The sequence below is a fragment of the Streptomyces sp. NBC_01450 genome (assembly GCF_036227505.1).
GTDB lineage: Bacteria > Actinomycetota > Actinomycetes > Streptomycetales > Streptomycetaceae > Streptomyces.
The window spans coordinates 5,436,853-5,453,772 of record NZ_CP109480.1 but is presented as its reverse complement, the minus strand read 5'-3'; the positions used below and the strand labels follow the sequence as shown (position 1 = coordinate 5,453,772).

Here is a 16,920-nt window from a genome sequence, read left to right as displayed (position 1 = left end):
GGTAGGGGCGGCGGGGGCGAAGAAAATCCCCCCACCCCACTCCCCGCGCCACTCCCCGAACCCGAACCGCCCCCGAGACCAAAAACCTACGTGCCCGCCGACTCCCGTCGCCGCCTCCCCAACAACTCCGCCAGCCCCCTCCGAGTCGCAGCCAACACCACCCGATCCTCCGCCCGAAGCACATACGTCGAGGGAAGATCCCAGACCAGCCCGGACCCACCCCGCTCACTCCCACCGCCCCCCACGGCGGACACCGCGTCACCACCCCGCCGTCCCCCCGACGCAGCCGTATCCAGCGCGAGCACCCGCCACGCCCCCGCCCGAAACGCCTCCCCCACAGTCCGCCCCTCCAACTGCGGATGCCCACCCACCACGATCGCCGCGAACAGCAACACCCGCCGCTCCACCGGAATCGCCCCGAGGATCTGCCGCCCCATCATCGCCCCGGCGAACGCGGGCGCGGCGAGATGCGACACGCTACGACTCCGGGTCAGCGCCTGCGGATGCGCGGCCCGCAGGGTCCGGTACACGGCGGTGGCGAAGTCGTCGTCGTACAACCGCAGCACGACCCGCAGATCGGGCCGCACGGTGCGGGCGTACAGCGCGGCTTCCAGGTTCGTCGTGTCCGCGCTGGTCAGCGCGAGCAACGCATGCGCCCGATGAATCTTCGCGGCCTCCAGCACACCTTCCTGCGTCACATCGCCCAACACCACCGGCACCCGCAACCGCCGCGCCAGCGCCAGCCCCCGCGCCTCCGGATCGGCCTCGACGCACACCACCGGAATCTGCAGCTCACGCAGGCGCGCCAGCACGCGCGTCCCGATCTTCCCGACCCCGAGCAGCACCACATGCCCGGACAGCCCCCGCGGCGGCTTGCGCAACGCGGACCCGCTCCGGAACGTACCGAGCGCCTCCAGCACCGCCGCGAGCAGCACAGGCAGCAGCAACAACCCGACGAGCCCGGAGAAGAGCTGAAGGATCTGCCGCCCGAGGGGCTGCCCGATCGCGGGGTTGTTGATGGCGAAGAGATCGAGCAAGGTCAGATAGGTCGCCCGCAGCGGTGGCTCCCCGGTGACGACCATCGAAGCGACCGCCAGCCCGACCACACACCCCACCAGCCCGGCGAACGACCAGCGCAACCGCCGCGACAGCAGCGAGCCGAAGGGCACGACGCTGCGCCCGGCGGACGGCGCGGACGCGGCGTACGACACCGTCTCCAGGGCGACGGTCCCGCGCCCGGTGGCCGCGGCCACGGCCCGCTCGTCGGGCAGCAGTCGAGGCCCTTGCGGCCCGCTGCTCTCGGAACCGTCCGCGCCGGCGGGATCGTTGGTGGTGGCGGACAGCAGCGCGAGCGTGCACAGCCCGGGATCGGCGACCTCGCCGGGCCCCGGCGGCGGCCGCTCCACCGCCCGCAGCATCAACCCGTCGGTCTGGACGACCTTGCTGGTTCCGGCGACGGCGGTCGCGGCGAGCGCGGGAGCGGCGGTGTCGGCATCGGACAACACGGTGGTGGACGCATCGAAGCCAGGCCCCCCGCTCCCCCCGCCACCGGTTCCCTCGCCATCGGTCACCGCCATGGCCAACGCCGAGGCCTGATCGAGGAGTTCCTCGATGTGCTGCCCGAGGCGCCGGTTGTAGAGCCGTATGACGAGCCGCAGCCGCGGATTGAGGCGGCGCGCGGTGAGCGCGGCCCGGATGTTGGTCTCGTCGTCGTCATGGACGAGCGCGAGGGCGGCGGCCCGTTCCACACCGGCCTCGGCGAGTACGGCCTCGGTGAGTTCGGTGGCTTCCAACACCCGCTCGGCACCGGCGGGTTCGGCCGTCCGGTTGGGCGGCCCCTGTGGCCCCTCCCCGTTGCCCGCCGCCCGGTTCACCGCCGCGGACATTCGGTCGAACAGTGTCGAGGCCCGCGCCCGCCCGACCACCGGCGGCCGAACACTGCGCTGGGTGGGCGGTACGACGAGGGTCACCCGCTCGCCGTACACACCACGCAGTTCGGCGGCCAGCCGGTGCGCCAGGGCGTCGTCCCCGGCCACCACCATGTGCGCGGTCGTGTCGGTCGACGGGCTTTGATACGGAAGGGTCGCCACGAGGGAGAAGAGTGCCGCACCGGGATGTGTGGTTCCAGAGGGCGGTGGTACGCCGCCACCGCCTCAGCGACGCGTACGGGCCCGTGCCTCACGCGGCGGCCGGACGAACCGCAACTCCGGCGCGACCGGCGGTTCGGCGATCCCCGGCCCGTCGGCGGACGCCCAACTCACCGGCTCCTCGGTGCAGTCGTCCCCCATCGCGAACCCGATCCAGGTCGCCCGCGCACCCCGGCGCCGCGCACCCAGGGCAGACGACCAGCGTGCAGGGCCGCGACGCGGCGGCACCGATCAGCGTCGTACGAGTCCCGTAGGCCGAGGCTCGGTCCAGCGGATCGACCCTCCCTGTCGAGCATATGCCTATCGTTCCAGAGGATGGTTGACGGTCCGGCAGGCCATCGCGGAATGCCAGTGCGGAGTGCCACCCCTGACCACGCCGACCTCGAGGCCGAGACGACTGCGGCGAACCGGTGTTGACCCTGGTCAAGGGATGCTCGTGTACGTCTCTGTCCGGCGGCGTCGACGTCAGCGACGGATGCCGGGACCGCCCTCGGTGGTGATCGTCGCCATGACCGCGTCGGTGGCCCCAGCGCGGCCGTACGAGTGGATTGAGCCTCCACGCAATGGAGTTCCGGACACTTCTTGATCATGCTCCCTTAGCGTGCAATTGCGCATCGGCCCCTGCCGTGCCGCCCCAACCTCCCCCGGTCGCCAAGTGAGGTCGCACCCATGAGAATTCGTAGCGTCATCAGCCCCTTGATTGCCGGAGCGGCGGTGGCAGTACTGGCAGCCCCGATGCCGGCTTCGGCGGCGGATACGCCGGTGACCGTCCAGGTCTCGTCAGGCACGCTCGACATCAGCGTCCCGTCGGGGCCCGTGAACCTCGGCACCGTCGCCGTCAGCGGCAGTCCGCAACAGGTCTCCAGCCAGCTGGGCAACGTCACGGTGACAGACGGTCGAGGCGGCACCGCGGGCTGGACCGCCACGGCCAGCGCAGTGGACTTCACCGGCCCCCAGAACATCTCCGTATCCGCCCAGGGCACCAGCAGTTACATCACACCGGCGGCCTCGGTCAGCGGCACCGCGAACGTCACTTCGAGCGACTTGACCCCGCTCTATCCCCCCGGCCCCGTCCAGGTGGCCACCGGCGTGAGCGGTATCAACTCGGCCACCTGGAACCCGACGATCCATCTCACCATCCCCGGGAACGCGCTGGCGGGCACGTACAGCTCGACGATCACCCACTCCGTCGCCTGAGACCTCGTACGTCCGTACCGCAAAAAAGGAAACCGTAAAGCCCTGTGCCCAGGTTCTCTTCCCTCGCGGTGCTGGTGGCCACGGCGTTTGCCTTGGCCACCAGCACCGCTTCGGCCACATCCCTCGTATCGGATCCGGTACAGCGACCGAACCCCCCGGACGCGGTGGGCATTCGGCTCGTCGATGTCCCCGCCGACCTCGTCAAAGACCCACGGGCCAGGCAGTACATCGTCGACAGCCTGAGACCCGGTGTCACCGTGAAGCGGCGTATCGAGGTGTCGAACAAGTCGGACGACTCCTTGCATGTCGCGGTCTACCCCGGCGCCGCCGACATCCGCCGGGGTTCCTTCGTCGGCGCTGCCGGAAGCACCGGTAACGAGCTCACCTCCTGGGTCAAGCCCAGTCAGCTGAGCCTGGACATCCCCGCTCACTCCAGAGTCCGTGACACCGTGACCATCGCCATTCCGGAGGATGCCGCCCCCGGCGAGCGATACGGCGTGGTGTGGGCGCAGGTCAGCGGTCGCGACCTGGGCAGCGGCATCACCTTGGTCAGCCGCACCGGAATCCGGCTCTACCTCGCAGTGGGCGGCGACAATCCGCCGCGTGCCCGATTCACGGTGGACAACATGACGGCTGAACGTGATGCCAGTGGGCGCGCCGTCGTACACGCCAAGGTCCACAACACCGGTGGCCGCGCTCTGGATCTCACCGGCACGATGAAGATGTCCCAGGTATCCGGAAGCATCCATGCCGGGCCCTACCTGGTCGACTCCGGAAAGAGCTTGGCGCCCGGCCAATCCGCGTCGGTGAACGTCATCGTGACCGATCAGGTCACGGACGGCCCATGGGACGTCTCCCTCAAGCTGAAAAGCGGGCTGTTGGAGGTGACGCAAGGCGCTCGCATCACCTTCCCGAAGGGGCCAGGCATGACCGAGGCAGTCCTTTCAGGTCGTGATCGGCAAAGCCCGCTGAACTGGAGTCTCATCTCAGCAGCGGCGGGTCTGATCCTCCTGATTTTGGGGACGCTCGCGATGATCCGTTCTCATCGGCGAGGAGCCGGAGGCAACGAGCCCTGATGCGGAACGGACCCTGCGGGCGCAACGTCGTCGACCTTTGATCCGCGCCCCGGGGACAGACGGGGCCCCGCGGGGAGCGGGTCGGCTCCCGGCCTGCTCCCAGGCGCCCTCCGGCGTATGAGGCGCTGACGACGGCGTTGGGCGTGGCCTGTCCCAGCGGATACGTGAAGCGGTCCCAGCGGATACGTGAAGCGGTCTCAGCGGATACGTAAGCGGAATGGCCGAATCTCGCCCACTTCTTTGATCACCGTTGACCCCCGTTTGCCTCTGCTGTCACTGGCGTGACCTAGGCTCCGGTTACTTCCCCAGTTCAACAACAGGGGCTCTTTTCGTTCCGGGGGGTTCGAAACCACCGTGCGCATACGCACTCTCCCAGCCGCGACGGCGCTCGCGGTCCTCTTCAGCTCGGCCGCGCTCGCGGTCACCTCGGCCGCGCCCGCGCTGGCCGACTCCAGCACCACCCTGCCGGTCAAGTCGACCGGCGACGTCGTCGTGGACGGCGTCCACCAGCGGGTCTTCATCAGCGACCCGACCAGCGGAAAGGTCGTCGCAACCGACTACAGCGGCACGGTCGTCGGCACCGTCGACTCGCTGCCCGGCGTCCGCGGCCTGGAACTGTCCGCCGACTCCGGCACCCTGTACGCGGCCGTCGAGGACGCCGACGCGATCGTCGCCATCGACACGGCGACCGCCACCGAGGCCCATCGCTACCCGACGGGCGACGGCACCCAGCCCGAGTATCCGGCCCTCGCCGGCGGCAAGCTCTGGTTCGGCTACCGCGGCGCCGGCAGCGGCAACATCGGCTCGCTCGACCTGAGCGGCAGCGACCCGGTCGTGGCCCTCCACCAGGACACCACCCGTACCTGGAACGACGCCCCGATCCTCGGCTCCTCGGCCGGCGCCCCGGGCACCATCGTGGCGGGTGCCCCTGGGCAGAGCCCGGTCGAACTCGCCGTGTTCGACGTGTCGTCGGGCTCGGCGAACCGCACCGCGTACGCCTGGGATCCGGGCAGCAGCAGCAACCTCACCGACCTCGCCGTCACTCCGGACGGCAAGGACGTCGTCACGGCCAGCGGCGCCCCCTACAAGCAGGAGGTGTTCAAGCTCTCGGACCTGTCGGAGGACGGGAGCTACGCCACCAACCCCTACCCGAACGCGGTCGACATCGCCCCGAACGGCGCCGTCGCCGCGGGCACCTTCTCCTGGTACGACCCCGACGTCCACATCTTCGAGCCGGGCGTCTCCGAGCCGGTACGGCAGTACGACTTCCCGAACACCGGCGGCAGCAGCGGCTCCGACACCCTCGCGGCCTCGGGTCTCGCCTGGGCGCCGGACGCCAGCAAGCTGTTCGCGGTGTCGTACAACGACTCGAATGTGTACTCGCTGCGGGTTCTCGACGACCCGACCAAGGCGGGCACCACCCTCGTGGCGACGGCCCCGGCCACCGCCACGCGCGCCAAGTCCCTCACCGTCACGGGCAAACTGACGTCGGACACCGTGCTCCCGTCCGGCACCACGGTCTCCGTCACCCGCACCGACGACGAGTCCCCGGCCGGCAAGGCGCTCGGCAAGGCGACGGTCGGTGCCGACGGCTCGTACACCTTCGCCGACACCCCGCCGGCCGGCGGCAAGGTCACGTACACGGTCACCTACGCGGGCGACGAGTACCACGCGGGTGCCACCGCCACGAGCGCGGTGAACGTCACCCGCACGGCGACCACGGTGACGCTCAACAACAACGGCAAGGTGTACGCGTACAACAGCGCGGTGAAGTTCACGGCGCACCTGGGGACGACGTACAAGAACCGCACCGTCGCGATCTACGCCAACCCCTACGGTGCCGACAAGCCCGAGAAGCTGGTCAAGTCCGGCACGGTGGACTCCTCCGGCAACGTGTCCGTCACTCTCTCCGTGACCCGCGACACCAAGCTCACCGCCAAGTTCACCGGCGACACCCGGTACGCGCCCGCGACGGCCACCACCACGGTCGGCGCGCAGGTCAAGGTGTCGACCGCGCTCAGCGGCTACTACACGAGCAAGACGGCGTGGAGCCAGACGTACCGCTACTTCCACAAGTCCAAGGACCCGGTCTACGACACGACGATGACGGCGTACCCGGGCCGCAAGTACAAGGTGGAGATGCAGGGCTACTACCAGGGTGCCTGGCGCACCACGCACTCCGAGTACCTCGTACTCGGCTCGGGCGGCAAGGACACGCTCGAGCTCACGGGCACCCCGCCGACGGGCGTCCGCTTCCGGATCCGGTCGTCGTACGTCGACACGAAGTCGGGCGACAACGTGAACTCGACGACGTACGGGACCTGGAAGTACCTCATCTTCACCAGCTGACGTCCGGTACTCCTTACCGAAGACTGACGTGACGGGCGCGGGTCTGCTGCTGAAGCAGACCCGCGCCTTCCGCATTCGCCACGCCGAGGAAGCACAGGACCGCCGGCACCGGGCGACGGTCGGGCCCCCGAGGGTTTCAAACGCGTCGTCGTCCAAGACTTGGAGATCGGTGAGCCGGTCCAGCGCGGGCACGCCGGACAGGATCTGTGCGTCGGGAGTGTCCTCGTCCGGATCGGGGTCGCGGTCCCGGGCGATCTTCTCTCCCGTGACGGCGTCGAAGAGGCCGTGACCATCGCGGGAAACGACCATCAGTGTCCGTAAGCCCTCGCCTGAAAGGATCCGGCCGGTGCCGAACAGGACGGGTTGTGGAATCCATGACGGAAGAGGAGTCGCGCCAGAGGCAGCGGGCGCGCTTCGAAAGACTGGCGCACGTGGTGGTGGAACCGTTGCACCGGTATCTGCTGCGACGGACGAGCGCCGACATGGTCGACGACATCCTGGCGGAAGCGATGCTGGTGCTGTGGCGCCGTATTGACGACGTCCCCGGCTTGGGGTCGGCGCCAGGTTCCCTGCCCGACCCCGATGACGTGCTGCCGTGGTGCTACGGGGTGGCGCGGGGCTGCCTGGCGAATGCCCGCCGTGCCGACGGGCGCCGGCTCCGGCTGGTGGAGCGGTTGATCCGGACGCAGGAGCAGCAGCCGGCCGGGGTCGCCGACCACAGCGATCTGCACGCCGCGCTCGCCGCCCTCGGGGCGCTGGACCGTGAGGTGGTGCGGCTGTGGGCGTGGGAGGGGCTGGCGCCCCGGCAGATCGCGGAGGCGACCGGGCTGACGTCCAACGCCGTGAGCATCCGGCTGCACCGGGCGAAAAGGAAACTCGCCGAACAGTTGAGGCGAAAGCATGACGAACCGTCCGGACACAAGAGAGATGAAGGAAGGAGCGGTCAGTGAATGACGACGAGTTGCTGGCCCGGCTGAAGTCCGCGGACCCGGCGCTGACCCCACATGCTCCGCTGCCCGACATCGACCGACTTGTGGAGGACATCTTGACCACCGACACCGCGCTCCAGACCGGCAATACGGTCCCCGTGAAGACCGCTGCGCGACGGAGCCGCCGTCAGCTCCTCGGACTCGCGGCGGCTGCCGGTCTGCTTCTGCTCGGCGGCGGCATCGCCGGAGGCGTGATGGCGAACAATGACAACGGGCACTCGGCCTCGACCGGCCCACTGACACTCACCACCCACAGCGGCTTCGGCAGCCAGAAGTGTGTGACACCCAGTCCCGACACCCTGCGTGGGTACCCGACCCTCTTCGTGGGAACGGTCACCTCCATCAAGGGTTCCACGGTCACCTTCCGCGTCGACTACTGGTTGAAGGGCGGCGACACGGAGACGGTCGTGCTCGACAGCGACGCGAGCCGGCCGGAGGCGCTGACGTTCTCGGAAGGTGAGCGCTACATCGTGGCCGCCGAGAACGGCGTCGTCCCCGTGTGCGGCGCGAACGGGGCCTCGGACGAGATCGTCGACGAGTTCCGCCAGGCATTCGGGAAGTAACGGAAACCAGCTGCACGGACGATCCGAGCCCACCGACGGCCGCGGTGGGCTCGGGCCGGTTCGGGAAGGCAGCGCTTCTGTTGTGATGACCGTGTTCGCGCCGCGATGATCCTCAACGAACGGGAAACGGCCCACCAGTTGGTCTCGCCGACGAAGTACTTCGCGACCCTCCGCAGGATCTCCCGCTCCGTCTCCAGCTCCCTGATCCGGGCCCTGATCTGCTTGTTCTCCTCTTTCAGCACATCGTCGGAGGCCACAGCGGCGTGCCACCCGCGGACTCGCACAGCGTGGCGGGAGGTGTGGAGTGGGCCACTGACGGCTTGATGACTCACGTCGGGCGCGCAGCGCCGGTTCGGCGACCTCCTGCGGATACGCCTGATACGGAGAGATCGTTGAATCGGTGTGGGCGGCTCGTACGACGCGACCGTGCTCCGCGTCCGTCACCGACCGCGCGCCTCGGACGCCCACGTGCTCGCCTCGCGGATCTCCGGCCCCTCGGCGTGTGCGGTACCGGCCGTGTACAGCAGCCACAGCAGGTCGAGGGATCCGAAGAAGGATTCGCCCCAACTGTCGACCCAGACGTGGACCTGCGACGGGCCGAGCGGGACGACGTCCCAGAACTCCCAGCCCCGAGAATCCTCGTCCGGGTCGAACCGGTAGATCCAGTTCTGCAGGGACCAGGGATTTCCACCGCTCCGGTGCGTGTACGCGGTGCGGCCGTCCCGGGCGAATTCCTCGTGTGCCTCACCGTCCCGGGCACTGATCGCCGTGAACCAGTCCGGGAATTCGTCGGCCGGCAGATCCGCGTCGTCGAACTCCGCCGTACGGGCCAGATGGAGCGCGGCCGAGAGGACGTGACGTACCCGCTGCGCGTACGCCGCGGGGGAGCCCTCGGCGACATCGACGGTGAAGGCGGCCAGAACCGGCGGAGCCGACTCGGCGGGGGGACGCTGCCGTACGCGACCTTGAGAAGGTCGTCACCGACCCGCTCGGCATCCTGCTGAACCGCCGAGAGGGCCGCCCTGCTGTCCAGCCGCAACGACGAGTTCGTCGCCGTGTCCTCGACGCGCTACGACGAACCGGGTCACACACACACGCACGCGTTGAGAGCAGCATGAGGAGCGATCAGGGATGCCTGGTGCGCCTGGTGCGCCCAGCCCCTTGAAATCCCGCATTGAACACCGGGTCAGGCGGCGGTGGGGCGTGGGCTGCCGTGGAAGACCTGGCTGGTGTGCCAGGAGCGGTGGGCCTCCGCGATGGGCCGGGTGCCGGGTCGAGGGCCTATGAGCGGACGGCCCGCGAGTGCTGTGACATGCTCGCGGGCAGCCTGGCTGCGGCCGATGAATTGCTGCGAGACCAGGATCCGATGGCCGTCGCCTATGCCGAGGACGCCCTTGTCGAAGAGCTTGTGGTGCAGAGAGCACAGGCACAGTCCGTTGTCGACGTCGTCCGGGCCGTCGTACGCCCACCAGCGTACGTGCGCGGCCTCCAGCCCGACGGGCGCGGTGCCGATCATGCCGTCGTAGCCGCAGAAGGCGCACTGGTACTCGTACGCGGTCAGCACCATCTCCCGCATCCGCCGGTCCCGCCGGCGCCTCTCAGGCGCCGCCAGAGCGTCGGTCTCCGCCATTTCCAGTTCCAGGCCCACAGCGTCGCACAGGTCCTGGTGCAGCGACGCCGGGAAGTGCAGATCCAGCAGCACCCTTGCCGTGCGGCCCAGCAGCGACAGTTCCCGCCGGAGCGCCAGCTGAAGGTCCGGTGCCAGCCGCCCGGTGGCCCGGCTTGCCCGTAGTTCCCGCACCCCGGTGCCTGGGCTGCCGACGCCGTGCTCGGTCCGCACTTCCCACACCCCGTCGCTGACCAGGTGGTGGAAGGGATAGGCGGGCGTGGTCCCACGCGACGGACCGTACTCCACCAGCAGTTGCTTCAGATCCGCCTCCACCGCGCTGTACGGCAACTCTTCCGCGGCATCCGCCTGAAAACGGCCCAGCGCGTACAGCAACAGCAACGGCTTGTGCGGCGCCCGCACCCCGTCCCGGCTCCACTGCCTCAGCTTCGCGGCACGCTCCAGCCAATCCATGACGGTGATCGTAGTGATGCTTCGCCGTACATCATGCTGTCCGGGCTGCAACTCCTCCTGCGCCTGCGACGGGTGCACCGGCTTCGCTCATCCGCTTGCCGGCCCGCCATTCCAGCGCCTGGGGTTCCTCGGTGAACTCGATCAGATGCTGTCCGGCGAACCGTTGCAGCGCATCGCGCACCTCCGACGGGGTGGCATAGAAGAACTCCTTCCGGCTGTTGACCTGGTTGACCCGCTGCGAGGCGAACTGCCGGTGGAGTTCCGTCTCCAGGCCGACCGCGTCCTTGCTGAAGATCAGCGCGTGCACGTCGAAGCGGAAGGGCACGGCCGCGCCACTCAACTCGTAGACACGCTCCAAAGGTTCGAGTCGACGCGTCATTCCGATCTTCACCATACGATCGCCGAAGGCGCCGATGTTCGAGATGACGTACACATAGCCGGCGCGGACGTTCGCCGCGCGGGACTCGACGTCCTGCAGAGCGTTCTCGATCTCGGCCAGTTTGGCCTGCATCTCCGCCGCACCCGCCTCGTCACCGCGCTCGCGCAGGCGGTCAAGTGCTGACTGATAGTGACCGAGTTCCTTGTTCAGCTTCTCGCGCTGCCGGTCGAGTTCCCGCTGGACCGCCGCCTCCTCACGCTCCCGGGCGCGCACCTCGCGCTGGGCCTCCTTCTCCTCTTCCTTCTTCTGCAGGAAGTCGGCGGTGAGTTCCAACTCCCGTACGCGCGCGTTGTGGTAGTCGTCGGTGATCCGGATGTGCATGGTGGCGCCCAGCCTGGCGATCGTCTCGCGGCTCTTGAAGAGCCGGTCCACGAGGGAGTCCAGCCGGTGCGGCCGCATGGACCGCACGGCGTAGTCGGCTTCGGCGTTGTAGGCGCGCAGCATGAGCTTGGAGAAGTCGCGGACCATCTTCTGGCCCTCGCGCTTGGAGCCGTTGACCGTCCAGTCCGTGGCCGCCTGTACGGCGCGGCCCGCACGGGCGAGCGCCTTGATCTCGTTCTGCAACGTGTCGAGCCGGCTGCGGTAGGCGATCGCGTCATGCAGCGCATGCCGGTAGGCATAGATCCCGGCCTCCTGCAGCATGGCGGTCTCGTCGGCGTTGACGATCCGGCCCTGCAGCTCGGCAAGCCGCCGCTCGGCATCGAAGACGTCCTTGCGGTGCCGGTCGGCCTCCTTGCGGACCCGCTCGGTCTCCTTCGCCGTCCGGCGCGCGTCGGCGAGGATCTCCTTCGCCGTCTCGCGTGCGTCCTTGAGGATCCCCTCGGCCTCCTCGGCGGCTTCGGCGGACGCCTTCTCACGCAGCGCGGCGGCCTCCGCCTCGACCTGCCGTACGAGGCCCGCGACCCGCGCGGCATCCAGCCCCTGTGTCCTTGCGATCCATGCCCGCAGTTCTTCGGCCTCGGACACGGCATCCGCACGACGCCGCCCGAACAGCCCGCCCTTCCGAGGCGCCGGCACCGCGGTCGTGCTCCCGGGAGCGGCTGCGTCCGGCGCCGCGGAGGCTCCTGCGGCAGGGCCGACGGCGAGGGTGTCGGAGGTGGATCCGGCCTCCGGGACCCACAACTGCCATCCCTCCGGCATCGGGGGCCACGAGGGGTCGGGCCGCCAGTCCGGCGGCGGCATCCATCCCGCAGGTGGCACAGGCCAACCCGGCGGCGGATTGAAACGGTAAGTACTCATTCCCCACCCCTCGCCCCTGAGGCTCCCCAGCACACAGGGCGCCGGATATTCCCGGCAAACGTAGAGTGACATTCTCTTGGTGATCAGCCACCCGATCACCCGTATGTCCCACCTCTTGACCCTCCTGTGACCATGTGTGAGGGCCTCTCCGGAGCCGACTTCCGCTGGCGACGGCCGTGGGGGCTTCGCGGCGCGCTGCGGCGCCGACTCCGTCTTGGGCGCGGCCGTGGCTTGCTCCTGTAGTGGAGGGGTCGGTCGTGCCTCTGGCTCGGGAACCCTCGAACGTCGCTCGCGTGCACCCGCGTCGGGGTCGGTTCCGTCCCCGATGCGGGTGAGGAGTGCGAGCTGCCGGTCGTTCAACGGAGTCCAAGGGTGCATGGCGATCGTCGTACCGTCCGCGGGCTCCTTGGCACCAAGCCGTGGGGACGACTCTCCCGGGGCACACGCGGCGCACGGCACGCTCTGGGAAGCGTTGGTCTCCGTTGGTGCGTCAGGGATCCCGGCGCAAGATCATCTCCAGGAATTCTCCAAGCCTCGCTCACGCTCACTGCGCGCGATGCAGGAGCCGGCGTGTGGTCCGCAGATCCGTGGTCCGCCGGCCGCACCGCCCGCCTCGGCGTGAGGCACCGCGAGCCTCGGAGGCTAGACCTTTCTACGCGGGACTGGAACGGCGATGTATAGCTGCCGGAGTCCTTGCGTGGCGGCATGGAACGCAGCCGCGATTTCGCGTGCCTTCTGCTCGCTCTCGATCGCCCATATGGAGATGTAGTCAGGTGCAATGTTGGCCCGCGTCACCGTGCCATCAGATACCAATACTTCAACCGCGGACTGCAGGACTGCCACTGCCTGGTCCGGGATGGTGGGCCCACTGCTGGCCGGAGCGTCAAGCTCCACCTTCCAGCGCGATCCCTGGCGAGCGATGCACACAAAGATCGCGTCGTTGGTCTTGGCACTTCTGTAGGCCGCGTGGTGAGCTTCCTGTTTGGTGCAGTCGGGGATGAGTGCAGCGGGGAGAGGCGTTCCAGGCGTCGGCACGCTGACATCGTCGCAGGCGCTCACACCGTTAATCAGGCGAACTCCCGCCATCGCAACCGACCCCACGCCGCCTGTACGGGCCGTCGATGACCTGAACTGAGAGCTCTGGGTTCTCGCCCATCGTTCCTCCCGCAGTCCTGGAGTCGGAGACACAGTGTGACCGCACCAAGCTGGGAGACCATCTACTTCTGGCCCCTGTACACGGGCACGGCGATCCCCATAGACCAGTGGCGGTCGCGGATGTGGCTGGACACCTGGGTCTAGCCGCACAGACACACCAAGAGGCAGCGGTAGTTTGCCGCGCCCTCTTGGTCGTTGTTGGCCGTCAGCGGTTGTCGTTGGTCACCCTCGTATGGCCCGGAGACGGCCCAGCTCGCGGCTGAAGCGGCTGACCACCGCCTTGCAAGTTCGATCCCCCATCCGTGCGACGGACTCGGACTCGTGCTCGCCGGGTGGTCCGTAGTCCAGCTCCAGCCGCCGGGATGCGTTGTCGTCTGGTGACGTTGATGTCAGCTGGTGATGTCAGGCCGTTCTCGCAGCCGGTCTGACGGTCAGTCGATCGGATCATATTCAGTGTGCGTCCAACGGCTCGTCCTCGCACTTTGGTTGCGGAGTGCCGCTCACCCTCTCCACAATGCGCTACATAGGGTGACGAGCAGTCACATGTTGTGTGTGCCTGCGGTGCGCTGTCGGCTCCCACGGTATGTCCGCTCGCGGCCGCCCTTCCTGACGAAGCGAGGCATTCGTGATCCCACATGCGGGCAAGGAGCCCGCGCCGCAGGGCGGCCCGGTACCGGACCGGGGCAGGCCCGGGCCACGCCTGGGCATCTTGCGGCTGGTCATCGGGGCCCTGGCCATGCTGGCGGGACTGTCCCTGCCGGTCCTGGCTGCGGCCCCGGCGCAGGCGGCCGCCCCCACGCCGAACGCCTACGTCACCAATTTCAATTCGACCACGGTGTCGGTGATCGACACGGCCACGAACACGGTCACCACCACCATCACCGTCGGCGCTGCCCCGTTCACTGTGGCCATCACCCCCGACGGCGCCCACGCCTACGTCACCAATTTCGGTTCGACGACGGTGTCGGTGATCGACACGGCCACGAACACGGTCACCGCCACCATCACCGTTGGCACCAGCCCGGTCGGTGTGGCCATCACCCCCGACGGCGCCCACGCCTACGTCGCCAATTTCGGGTCCAACACGGTGTCGGTGATCGACACCGCGACGAACACGGTCATCGCCACCATCCCCGTCGGCGCCGGCCCGGTCGGTGTGGCCCTCACCCCCGACGGCACCCACGCCTACGTCACCAATGAGAACGCGAACACGGTGTCGGTGATCGACACGGCCACGAACACGGTCACCGCCACCATCCCCGTCGGCAGCACCCCGGCCTTTGTGGCCATCACCCCGGACGGCACCCACGCCTACGTCGCCAATGAGAACTCCAACAACGTGTCGGTGATCGACACCGCGACGAACACGGTCACCGCCACCATCCCCGTCGGCAACAACGCGGTCGGTGTGGCCATCACCCCGGACGGCACCCACGCCTACGTCACCAATCAGAACTCGAACACGGTGTCGGTGATCGACACGGCCACGAACACGGTCACCGCCACTATCCCCGTCGGCACCACCCCGGTCGGTGTGGCCTTCACCCCGGATGGCACCCACGCCTACGTCGCCAATCGGAACTCGGACACGGTGTCGGTGATCGACACGGCCACGAACACGGTCACCACCACCATCCCCGTCAGCAACGGCCCCATCGGTGTGGCCATCGGCACGCCGCCGTTCCCCTCCCTGACCGTCACCAAGACGCACCGCGGCGCGTTCGTTCAGGGCAAGAGGAACACCTACAGGATCACGGTCACCAACCACGGCACCGGCCCGACCGACGCCACCACCGTCACCGTGGCCGACACCCTGCCCACGGGGCTGACCCCCGTTTCGCTCCGCGGCACCGGATGGGCCTGCACCCGCGCCACACTGACCTGCACCCGCAGCGACACCCTCGACCCCGGCCGCAGCTACCCGACCATCAAGCTCACGGTCAAAGCGTCCTACAGCGCGCCGAAGCAGGTCACCAACACCGCCACGGTCACCGGAGGCGGCAGCACCCCCGACACCGCGACCGACCCCACCACCATCAAACGCGGCAGACACTGCGAAAAGCACCACCACAACGGCAGACACCACAAGAAGCACAGGCCCGGCAAGCACGACGCCAGACACGGCGCACCCAGCAAGCAGCAGCCACACTGCGACTGACGACCCGCCACGGACAGCACGCACGACAGGAACACCAGGCGGCAGAAAGGGGGCCGCGCCATCTCCGCATGGCGCGGCCCCCAGCCACGTACAAGTCCTCACAGCCGTACGCTCCAGGCCCTTGGCTCAGGGTTGTTCAGCCATAGCCCAGTGACCGCGGAGACCACGATGCTCCCTTGCAGCCACCTACCCCAACCCCACTCGACCGGCACCCGCGCGCCGACCTCGCGCCATCCCGGACGCAGGAGCGCCCCCGCCGGAGGCATCGTTTGTACTCGCGATTTCCTCGCCTCGCTCCTTGCCAGCCACATCGCCCGGACGAGATCGAAGCCTTGCGAGTGCCACGGACTGGCCTAGACGAGTCATTCCGATGTGGTCAGTGGTCATAAGCGATCAAGGATCGTATGACGGGCTGGCCGGTCTTGTGGTTGTGCCAGATCGCGGCGGCCATCGCGAGGATGCGTTGGGCGACGCGGACGGCGACACCTTCGAAGGTCCGTCCACCGTGCCGTTCCAGGTCGAGCTGGCCTTTGAGGGTGTCGTTGACCGACTCGATCAGCTGTCGCACCGACTTCAGGAGGCTCTCGCCCCTGCGCTTCTTCTCGCGCTTGAAAGAAGGACGCAGCAACTCCGCGCCCCGGAAGGCCAGATCGGCCTCGAACTCCTTGGAGGCGAAGCCTTTGTCTGCGATCACCAGCAGGCTCGGCCGGTCCGTGGACAGGTGCGGTTCGCGGTCCAGCATCGCCGACAGCACCTCCCGCTCATCCAGTTTCGGGTTCGCCAGTGCCCACAGGATGGGCATCCCGGTCGGGGTGCATACCAGGAACAGGCGCAGGCCCCAGAAGAACCGGGAGTGCGAGGCGCAGTACCCGTATCCGGCCCAGCCGGCCATGTCCGACCGCTTCACCGTCGGACGCGAGCGGCCGCACTCCACCGGTGTGGAGTCGATGATCCAGTGGTTGTCGAACCAGAAGTCCGTATCGACGGCCAGCAGTCGTATTGCCCTCTTGACCAGTGGCAACGCTGCCCGCAGCCGCTTGTTCCAGCCCGGCTGCCTGGGCACGTACGGGAACATCGCTCCCAGTCGGGAGTCCACGAACCGCAGCCAGCGCGACTCCGAGGTGTAGCCCAGCAGCGCCTGGGCGACGGCAAGGGTGACCAGCTCAGAATCCGTCAGCTGCGGCGGTCGGCCAAGCCATCGGCTACCTCCGATCTCGTCGTCGATCTTCACGTACAGTGCGGTCAGCAGGGCGTCTAGGTTGTTCGTCACACAACGAATCTTGGACGCCCTGTCTGCGTTCCCAGACACACCGTCAGCATTCGGAATGACTCGTCTAGGTCTTCCGCGGCCATGGAGCCGCCAACGGGTCCGTAAGTCGCTCCGGGGCGAAGCTAGTGCCGCGGCAGGCAACGTTCGCCCCGTCGCGACGCCCGGCACGCCCTCTCGCCGCACCGGCCGAAAGCCCAAGTACGTCCGGTCCGTCGACGGGGCCTTCCGGCCGGCACGCCGAGAGCACGCACCGGACGC

13 protein-coding genes and 1 pseudogene are annotated in these 16,920 nt (G+C 68.5%); 7 read left to right on the top strand and 7 right to left on the bottom strand.

Annotated features, from left to right (window positions below; all coding sequences use genetic code 11):
- Window positions 1-86 precede the first annotated feature (86 nt).
- Entirely contained in the window at window positions 87-2,042 is a 1,956-nt protein-coding gene (locus OG568_RS24210; protein WP_329536431.1) for an NAD-binding protein, read from the bottom strand.
- 111 nt (window positions 2,043-2,153) lie between these two features.
- A complete protein-coding gene (locus OG568_RS24205; RefSeq protein ID WP_329533075.1) occupies window positions 2,154-2,288 on the bottom strand; it encodes a hypothetical protein in 135 nt (44 codons plus the stop codon).
- 528 nt (window positions 2,289-2,816) lie between these two features.
- Between OG568_RS24205 and OG568_RS24200 the strand changes: the two genes are divergently transcribed.
- The 5 genes from OG568_RS24200 (at window position 2,817) to OG568_RS24180 (ending at window position 8,321) form a co-directional block, all read left to right on the top strand.
- Window positions 2,817-3,344 carry a hypothetical protein gene (locus tag OG568_RS24200; RefSeq protein WP_329533074.1) on the top strand — a complete coding sequence of 176 codons (528 nt, stop codon included), beginning with the start codon at window positions 2,817-2,819 and terminating at the stop codon, window positions 3,342-3,344.
- A 44-nt stretch (window positions 3,345-3,388) separates the two neighbouring features.
- Window positions 3,389-4,420: a hypothetical protein gene (locus OG568_RS24195; RefSeq protein ID WP_329533073.1), complete on the top strand. Its 1,032-nt coding sequence runs from the start codon at window positions 3,389-3,391 to the stop codon at window positions 4,418-4,420.
- A gap of 354 nt (window positions 4,421-4,774) precedes the next feature.
- Entirely contained in the window at window positions 4,775-6,769 is a 1,995-nt protein-coding gene (locus tag OG568_RS24190; protein ID WP_329533072.1) for an Ig-like domain repeat protein, read from the top strand.
- A gap of 374 nt (window positions 6,770-7,143) precedes the next feature.
- Complete coding sequence (locus OG568_RS24185; RefSeq protein ID WP_329536430.1) at window positions 7,144-7,719, top strand: RNA polymerase sigma factor; 576 nt, start codon at window positions 7,144-7,146, stop codon at window positions 7,717-7,719.
- Entirely contained in the window at window positions 7,716-8,321 is a 606-nt protein-coding gene (locus OG568_RS24180) for a hypothetical protein (protein WP_329533071.1), read from the top strand. Before OG568_RS24185 ends, OG568_RS24180 begins: the two co-directional genes overlap by 4 nt.
- 105 nt (window positions 8,322-8,426) lie before the next feature.
- Here OG568_RS24180 and OG568_RS24175 read toward each other — a convergent pair.
- Window positions 8,427-8,578 (bottom strand): annotated as a pseudogene (locus OG568_RS24175) (IS3-like element ISRhosp5 family transposase); the annotation flags it as partial.
- A gap of 441 nt (window positions 8,579-9,019) precedes the next feature.
- Here OG568_RS24175 and OG568_RS24170 point away from each other — a divergent pair.
- Window positions 9,020-9,325: a hypothetical protein gene (locus OG568_RS24170; RefSeq protein ID WP_329533070.1), complete on the top strand. Its 306-nt coding sequence runs from the start codon at window positions 9,020-9,022 to the stop codon at window positions 9,323-9,325.
- Window positions 9,326-9,507: 182 nt separating this feature from the next.
- On the opposite strand, the gene OG568_RS24165 is transcribed toward OG568_RS24170, so the two are convergent.
- The 3 genes from OG568_RS24165 to OG568_RS24155 all read right to left on the bottom strand — a co-directional run bounded on the left by OG568_RS24165 (window position 9,508) and on the right by OG568_RS24155 (window position 13,138).
- Entirely contained in the window at window positions 9,508-10,401 is an 894-nt protein-coding gene (locus OG568_RS24165) for a phosphorothioated DNA-binding restriction endonuclease (RefSeq protein WP_329533069.1), read from the bottom strand.
- Window positions 10,402-10,432: 31 nt separating this feature from the next.
- Window positions 10,433-11,980: a DUF4041 domain-containing protein gene (locus OG568_RS24160; protein WP_329533068.1), complete on the bottom strand. Its 1,548-nt coding sequence runs from the start codon at window positions 11,978-11,980 to the stop codon at window positions 10,433-10,435.
- Between the two features lie 741 nt (window positions 11,981-12,721).
- Window positions 12,722-13,138: a hypothetical protein gene (locus OG568_RS24155; RefSeq protein ID WP_329533067.1), complete on the bottom strand. Its 417-nt coding sequence runs from the start codon at window positions 13,136-13,138 to the stop codon at window positions 12,722-12,724.
- Window positions 13,139-13,859: 721 nt separating this feature from the next.
- Between OG568_RS24155 and OG568_RS24150 the strand changes: the two genes are divergently transcribed.
- Window positions 13,860-15,392: a beta-propeller fold lactonase family protein gene (locus OG568_RS24150; protein ID WP_329533066.1), complete on the top strand. Its 1,533-nt coding sequence runs from the start codon at window positions 13,860-13,862 to the stop codon at window positions 15,390-15,392.
- A gap of 376 nt (window positions 15,393-15,768) precedes the next feature.
- Here OG568_RS24150 and OG568_RS24145 read toward each other — a convergent pair whose 3' ends face one another.
- Window positions 15,769-16,662, bottom strand: coding sequence for an IS982 family transposase (locus OG568_RS24145; protein ID WP_329532835.1), 894 nt, complete (start codon window positions 16,660-16,662; stop codon window positions 15,769-15,771).
- Window positions 16,663-16,920 lie beyond the last annotated feature (258 nt).